Source organism: Paenibacillus albiflavus (genome assembly GCF_004344915.1).
GTDB lineage: Bacteria > Bacillota > Bacilli > Paenibacillales > NBRC-103111 > Paenibacillus_AM > Paenibacillus_AM albiflavus.
In genome coordinates this window covers 25,153-31,796 of the sequence record NZ_SKFG01000044.1, presented here as the reverse complement: position 1 = coordinate 31,796, position 6,644 = coordinate 25,153, and the positions used below count along the sequence as shown (strand labels likewise).

The 6,644-nt window shown below is 42.8% G+C and carries 8 protein-coding genes and 1 rRNA gene; 8 read left to right on the top strand and 1 reads right to left on the bottom strand.

What is annotated here, in order from left to right; translation table 11 throughout:
• Window positions 1-185 precede the first annotated feature (185 nt).
• Window positions 186-302, top strand: a 5S ribosomal RNA gene (gene rrf, locus E0485_RS23255).
• 453 nt (window positions 303-755) lie between these two features.
• Here rrf and E0485_RS23250 read toward each other — a convergent pair.
• A complete protein-coding gene (locus tag E0485_RS23250) occupies window positions 756-1,280 on the bottom strand; it encodes a hypothetical protein (RefSeq protein WP_132420450.1) in 525 nt (174 codons plus the stop codon).
• A 128-nt stretch (window positions 1,281-1,408) separates the two neighbouring features.
• On the opposite strand from E0485_RS23250, the gene E0485_RS23245 reads away from it, so the two are divergent.
• The 7 genes from E0485_RS23245 to E0485_RS23215 all read left to right on the top strand — a co-directional run bounded on the left by E0485_RS23245 (window position 1,409) and on the right by E0485_RS23215 (window position 6,627).
• On the top strand, window positions 1,409-1,594 hold the full coding sequence (locus E0485_RS23245) for a sigma factor G inhibitor Gin (RefSeq protein WP_407944876.1): 186 nt from the start codon (window positions 1,409-1,411) through the stop codon (window positions 1,592-1,594).
• 155 nt (window positions 1,595-1,749) lie between these two features.
• Window positions 1,750-3,246, top strand: coding sequence for an aminotransferase class I/II-fold pyridoxal phosphate-dependent enzyme (locus tag E0485_RS23240; protein ID WP_235857690.1), 1,497 nt, complete (start codon window positions 1,750-1,752; stop codon window positions 3,244-3,246).
• Window positions 3,246-3,893 (top strand): dTMP kinase, encoded by a 648-nt coding sequence (gene tmk / locus E0485_RS23235; RefSeq protein WP_132420448.1) that lies wholly within the window; start codon window positions 3,246-3,248, stop codon window positions 3,891-3,893. Before E0485_RS23240 ends, tmk begins: the two co-directional genes overlap by 1 nt.
• A gap of 28 nt (window positions 3,894-3,921) precedes the next feature.
• Window positions 3,922-4,251 carry a cyclic-di-AMP receptor gene (locus E0485_RS23230; protein ID WP_132420447.1) on the top strand — a complete coding sequence of 110 codons (330 nt, stop codon included), beginning with the start codon at window positions 3,922-3,924 and terminating at the stop codon, window positions 4,249-4,251.
• Window positions 4,252-4,372: 121 nt separating this feature from the next.
• Complete coding sequence (locus tag E0485_RS23225) at window positions 4,373-4,819, top strand: YaaR family protein (protein WP_132420446.1); 447 nt, start codon at window positions 4,373-4,375, stop codon at window positions 4,817-4,819.
• Window positions 4,820-4,838: 19 nt separating this feature from the next.
• On the top strand, window positions 4,839-5,822 hold the full coding sequence (gene holB, locus E0485_RS23220; protein ID WP_132420445.1) for a DNA polymerase III subunit delta': 984 nt from the start codon (window positions 4,839-4,841) through the stop codon (window positions 5,820-5,822).
• Window position 5,823: 1 nt separating this feature from the next.
• Window positions 5,824-6,627, top strand: coding sequence for a PSP1 domain-containing protein (locus E0485_RS23215; RefSeq protein ID WP_132420444.1), 804 nt, complete (start codon window positions 5,824-5,826; stop codon window positions 6,625-6,627).
• The last annotated feature ends 17 nt before the right edge of the window (window positions 6,628-6,644 follow it).

The following is a 6,644-nucleotide window of genomic DNA, read 5'->3' as shown; positions in this document are numbered from 1 at the left end:
CAGCAATGTGTGGAGCTGACAAGTACTAATAGGTCGAGGGCTTAACCAATTTGGATGATATACTAAGATTTACTTTCAATTCGCTTCTAGTTTTCAAGGTACAATACCTTAAACGTTATTAAATCTATTTGCCTAATCGGGTAACAGAATTAATAACGGGACCGCATTTGTTTTACAAATGCTCGTTTGGTGACGATGGCGGAAGGGAACCACGCGTACCCATCCCGAACACGACCGTTAAGCCTTCCAGCGCCGATGGTACTTGGATCGAAGGATCCTGGGAGAGTAGGACGTTGCCAAGCAACTACAAGCCACTGTTCTTTATGAATGGTGGCTTGTTTTTTTGTGTACCTCAAAATAACGGATTTCGGAGTGCTTATTTACTTGGAAACCCGAGTATTTCCACATTTAGCGGATTTTGAGGTATTTAAATTTTGGAGGAACTGGTGAAATGGCTGTTTTGTGGCATGCAGCTCCAAAATAGGCACCTGATAGTCCGCTATTTTCACAAATCCCCTCTTTTCCATCAAAATAAGACCCTCGAAGTCCGCTATTTCGTCATTTTTCCGAGCGGAGGAACTACCATGGTTACGCCGCCCTAATCTGCCTATTGCAGTTACGCCCATCCCAGCCTGCTTGCTGCGGTTACGCCGCCTCAACCCGCTTGCTGCGGTTACATCGTCTCAACCTACCTGCTACGGATACGCTCCATCCAATCTGTTACGCCGCCCCAATCTGCACAATAGCTACTTACCTTAAGCTAAGTAGCAAGATGTATCTCGTCTACTAATTTTGAATAGCCCGTTCTTATCATATTTACGAAATCGCAGAATGACGACTAGGCGTGGGAGAATGATCCAGAAGTGTGCAAAAAGCAGATTTAGCAGGTTCATTGTGCTAAGCCATGGATAAAGAATTCCGATGATGAATAATCCGCCTATTAGCACATGGACCTGAACCTTGCGTACAACATTTACGGAGGCATAGCTCGTAGGTATGAGTCCTAACCATAACATACCATAATGAAGCTTCCACTCATTTTTAAATCCGTATCGTGCAGTGCGAAGATATAGCTTGGCTATTAGAATTTGAAGCACCAGAATAGCTGGAAAGCATAACATATAGTGTAAAGCCCGATCCTCCAGCAGATTAGCGATAAGTGCGAGCAGGAATAGTAACGCGAAGAACATGGTATATAGATAGCTGTGATTTAATCTTTTGACTAGCTTATAGTTGTAAATGGTTGAATCATTGGCAAGTGCCTTGTCATTGCTGTTCATTGAAATTCTCCTTGTTTAGTACAATCTCTACTTAAGATTATATCGGTTTATGTCTAGTCATTTATAAGTTTAAAAGACTTCTAAAAAGGGCATACTAATAGTTAATATAAGAATAGGGGTGAGTCGGAGTGGAAGAACAGCAGATGCCAATCTGCATCATTTGTAGCTGCGAGAAACCGGATGGTATATTTATTTTGTCTGAATTTATTTGTGATTCATGTGAGGATGAAATGGTGCACACAGATGTGATGGATGAGAAGTATATGTTTTTTATTCATCAGCTTAAGACGAATCTTATCCTCAAAAATGCCTAGTATCATAAGCTTGTTTTCATCTTAAAAAAGATCTAAAGGTTCATCAGAGCTCTAAGCTTTTCTATTGAAAAGTGCTTAGAAACGGTATGATCCTTTTTTGTTTGTGTATTTTCTCCTATAATAGAAGGATAGTTATATTAATTGGGGGTAATGATGTGAGAGACCGAGCTCCTTTGTTCGCAAAGCTAACTGAACATCATCGCAGTAAGGCGCTCAGCTTTCATGTGCCAGGGCATAAGTTCGGTAGAGGGTTGAAACAGGAAGAAGAAGTCTATACTTATTATCATCATATTATGTCGATAGATGGAACTGAGATTGCAGGATTTGATGATCTGCATCATCCTGAAGGGGTGATTCAAGAAGCCCAGGAGCTAGCAGCCGAATGCTTTGGGGCTGAGCAGACATGGTTTCTTGTTGGTGGCAGCACAGCTGGTAATCTGGCAATGATTCAAGCACTTTGTGATCGCGATGATATACTGATTGTTCAGCGCAATGTGCATAAATCGGTTATTCATGGGCTGATGCTCGCAGGGGCAAGAGCGGTGTTTATCTCGCCGAAGGTCGATCAGGAGAGTGGAATTGCGGCGGGTGTTCGTCCGCAGGATGTTGAAGAAGCACTCAAGAAATATCCTGATGCTAAGGGTGTATTGCTAACAAATCCGAATTATTATGGTATGGGTATCGATTTGGAGCGAATTGCTGCAATAGCTCATCAATATGATAAACCTTTATTAGTAGATGAGGCGCATGGCGCTCATTATGGATTTCATGTCAGACTGCCGCAATCGGCTTTAGCATGTGGCGCTGATCTAGTTGTCCAATCTACACATAAAATGCTGTCAGCGATGACGATGTCAGCTATGCTGCATGTGCAAGGAAATCGTATTGATCGTGGCGCTGTGCACAAATATTTGGCTATGCTCCAAAGCTCAAGTCCTTCTTATCCACTGATGGCCTCATTAGATCTAGCAAGATATGAGCTTGATACAGATGGACATCGATTGATTGAGCAAGGATTAGCTGTAGTCGAACATTTTCACAGTTTAATGGAACATCTGCCCGAATATCGCATACTGATACACCAAGAGCAGCAAAGCGCCTATACGAGTCTCGATCCATTCAAGGTTACAATTATGGACTCTACAGGTACATTATCAGGGCCACGTCTAGCGCATGAATTAGAAGTTAGAGGATGTTATCCAGAACTCTCAGATGCTAAGCATGTATTGCTTCTCTTCACACTTCACTCCACTAGGGGGGATGCTGAAAGAGTATATGAGATGCTGATAGAGATATCGAATTATTATCAGCTCGCTAAGCAGGAAACAAGCAGTGCAATCTCGAATATTAATGAATTACCTCCTTTTTTGCCTTTATCCGACCCCATTTCATTAGATACAAGGCTCTATCGCCAGGTATCGCAGACTCAGATGCCTTTAGTTCGTTCTTTAGCTATTATGGATGCGATAGGAGAATGCTCTGCAGAAATGGTTATTCCATATCCGCCAGGGATACCTATTCTATATCCAGGTGAGCAGATTACGGCTTATACGGCTGATCTGATGATGAAACTAATTGCGAATGGGATCAAGTTTCAAGGCTCAGACATCGGGGCTCATAGCATAATTAACGTATTTACAGGAGGCAACTAGTGACAGGTATATTTATTACTTTCGAAGGTCCAGATGGGGCAGGGAAAACGACGCAGATTAACCGTTTGGCCGGTGAGATAGCAAAGCTTAACCGCAAGATCGTATTTACTCGTGAGCCAGGTGGTACACGAATCAGTGATAAGATTCGAAGTATCATTCTAGATCCCGAATATGCGGAGATGAAGAATCAAGCAGAGGTTCTGCTATACGCAGCTTCTAGAGCACAGCATGTACATGAGAAGATAATTCCGGCACTTAATGAAGGAAGTATCGTACTATGTGATCGATTTATTGATGCGAGTGTAGCTTATCAAGCGCATGGATTAGGGATTTCGGTAGACACCGTACTCATGATTAATCGGTTCGCTAGCTCAGGCCTTATCCCAACAAGGACTTATATGCTTGATATTCCTGCACAAGAATCTCTTAAACGCTTGCATAAACGGGCTGGTGGAGACGAAGATGCTGGACTGGATCGAATAGAATTACGCAAGTTGGAGTATCACCGTACGGTAAGAGAAGCATTCCTTGGCATAGCTAAGGAACAAAGCGATCGAGTATTACTCGTAAATGCCAATCGGGGAGAAGAGGAGATTGCTGCAGATATCCTAGCAGATTTCTATCGTCTTCTTGATCAACAGAATTAACGAATATAATGAAAGGATGGGATGTTCCGTGAAACTTATTATGGCCGTGGTGCAGGATAAAGATAGCAACCGTTTGTCAAGCGCTCTGATTAATGCTGGTGTTCGCGCAACTAAACTTGCTTCAACAGGAGGTTTCCTTCGCGCAGGGAACACTACGTTTATGGTGGGTATTGAGAACGAACGTGTGCAAGAGGTACTGAACATTATTCAAACCAATTGTAAAGTTCGTGATCAGCTTGTAACACCAGTATCTCCGATGGGAGGTACGGCAGATTCTTACGTCCCATTCCCTGTCGAGGTTCCTGTGGGTGGAGCAGCCGTATTCGTTATGCCAGTTGAGAGATTTGAGCATTTTTAAGATATAGAATTTTAGCATTCGTTCCATAAATTCTAAGCATCACCTTAAGCAATGTATTCCGTCCTAATAAGGACGGTAATCTTGTTTCTTGTTTGGTGGGAAATGAAAGGGGAAGCCTACCTTGAAAATTAATCCAGGATGGGGTCCCGTTGGTGCCAATGTTCGAGTTCCAGATAATTCGGTTCAGCAGCATCCGCCTGCACAGAACTTTGCTGATGTTATGAAACATCAGGACAAGATAGCTACTAAGGAGCAGTTAGGTCGATTAGCTGGACAGATCAATCAACAGGGTGAACATTTATCTAAAGCAATGACAGTCCGTGAGCTTCGCAAATATAAGCTGATGATTAAGCAGTTTCTTGAGGAAACGGCACGCAGAGGTGTAGGGATTAAAGATACGCGGGGTTGGGATCGCAGAGGTCGAGGTAAGCGCTATAAGATTCTTGATGAGATTGATGAGGAGCTTATTTCAATGGCCGAAGACTTGCTTGATTCCGAGCAAGGTCGAATCGAAATTCTACATCGCATTGGTGAAATACGCGGCATGCTGGTTAATTTTTTGTATTAACGCTTGAATGGAGAACATTATGTCTTTTGCAAGTATAAGAGGCCAAGAGGTAGCAAAGCGCTTGCTGCAGAGCAGCCTCAAGGCCAATAAACTCTCTCATGCTTATATTTTTCATGGCCCAGTTGGGACAAGTCGTAAACAAATGGCAATCGCACTCGCCAAAGCTATCTATTGCTTGAACGGCGTGGAAGAGTCATGTGGTGAATGTATTGAGTGCCGTAAAGTTGAACATGGCAACCATCCTGATCTGCATATTGTAGAGCCAGATGGTGCTACGATTAAGATTGATCAAATTCGTGAATTACAGAAGGAGTTTGCTTACCGTGCAACTGCTTCCGTAGATGGAACGAAGATATATATCATACAGCATGCGGATGCCATGACGGTACAAGCAGCTAATTCTTTGCTTAAATTTCTTGAAGAGCCGATATCCAAGGTCGTAGCGATTCTGATTACAGAGAATGGACATGCCTTATTACCTACGATCAGATCTCGCGCCCAATGGGTAACATTTGTACCTGTACCAAGGGATTTGATGATAGAACAGCTTCTGCAAGAAGGTTTCCCTAACCATCTTATTTACCCGGCAGTTCATTTAACAGCGGGGCCCGAAGCCGCTCGTGAGCTAATTACTACAAATTGGTTTGCAGAAATAAGAAACGTAGTGATACAATTAACAAAGGAGACATTGACGAGGTTTCCTTCTTCCTTTGTAACAGTAGGACAAAAGTGGTCAAAGTCGGATCTGTCAGATCATACAGATACGTTGTTTGATCTACTGATTCTATGGCTTAAAGATATTGTTCAGCTCAGTAGCGGAAACAAAGAGAAGCTTGTTTATATAGATCAAACAGATTGGATGACTTCAATCTCTTATAGCCGTGATTCAGCAGAGTGGGTCCGGATATTAGAGAAAGCAGTAGAACTTCGGACAAGGCTTCGTTCGAATGCCAATCCACAGCTATTGCTTGAAAAAATGCTCGTCGTCATTCAGGGGGGGTAAAATGTATTCGGTTGTGGGCGTTCGCTTCAAAAAAGCGGGCAAGGTTTATTATTTCGATCCACTTGATTTTGATATACAGCAGGATAACGCCGTGATTGTTGAAACAGCACGCGGCATTGAGTATGGTATGGTCGTCATCGGCAGGAAAGTGGTGCAGGAGAATGACGTTGTTTTACCACTCAAAAAAGTGATTCGGATTGCCGACGAAACCGATGCTAAGCTAGTAGAAGAAAATAAAAAAGCTGCGAAAGACGCTTTCTCTGTATGTATGGAGAAGATCAGAGAACATGAACTTCGCATGAAGCTAGTCGATGTGGAGTATACGTTCGATCGCAATAAAGTGATATTTTACTTTACAGCTGAAGGCAGAGTCGATTTCCGTGAGCTTGTGAAGGATTTGGCTTCGATCTTCAGAACGCGGATTGAATTAAGACAGATCGGTGTTCGTGATGAAGCCAAAATACTTGGCGGTATTGGACCTTGTGGACGGATATTATGCTGTTCTACATTCTTGGGAGATTTTGAGCCTGTATCGATTAAAATGGCCAAAGATCAGAACTTATCGTTGAATCCAACCAAAATATCAGGTTTATGCGGAAGACTGATGTGTTGTCTGAAGTATGAGCATGATAATTATGAAAGTGCTAAGGATAGTACGCCAACTGTTGGCAGACTTGTGATCACTTCATATGGTAGTGGTAAGGTGTTAGCCCTTAATATGGCTAATCGTACAGCGAAGGTTCAATTGTTTGACCTTGGTAAAGTACAGGACTTGCCTTTCGATGATGTAGCGGAGCAGGAGTAGCGATCCAAGATGCGTTG

Excerpts from the sequence above, each read along its gene's own strand:
- holB (WP_132420445.1), top strand. The coding sequence starts at position 4,839 with ATGTCTTTTGCAAGTATAAGAGGCCAAGAGGTAGCAAAGCGCTTGCTG.
- E0485_RS23215 (WP_132420444.1), top strand. The coding sequence starts at position 5,824 with ATGTATTCGGTTGTGGGCGTTCGCTTCAAAAAAGCGGGCAAGGTTTAT.
- E0485_RS23250 (WP_132420450.1), bottom strand. The coding sequence starts at position 1,280 with ATGAACAGCAATGACAAGGCACTTGCCAATGATTCAACCATTTACAAC.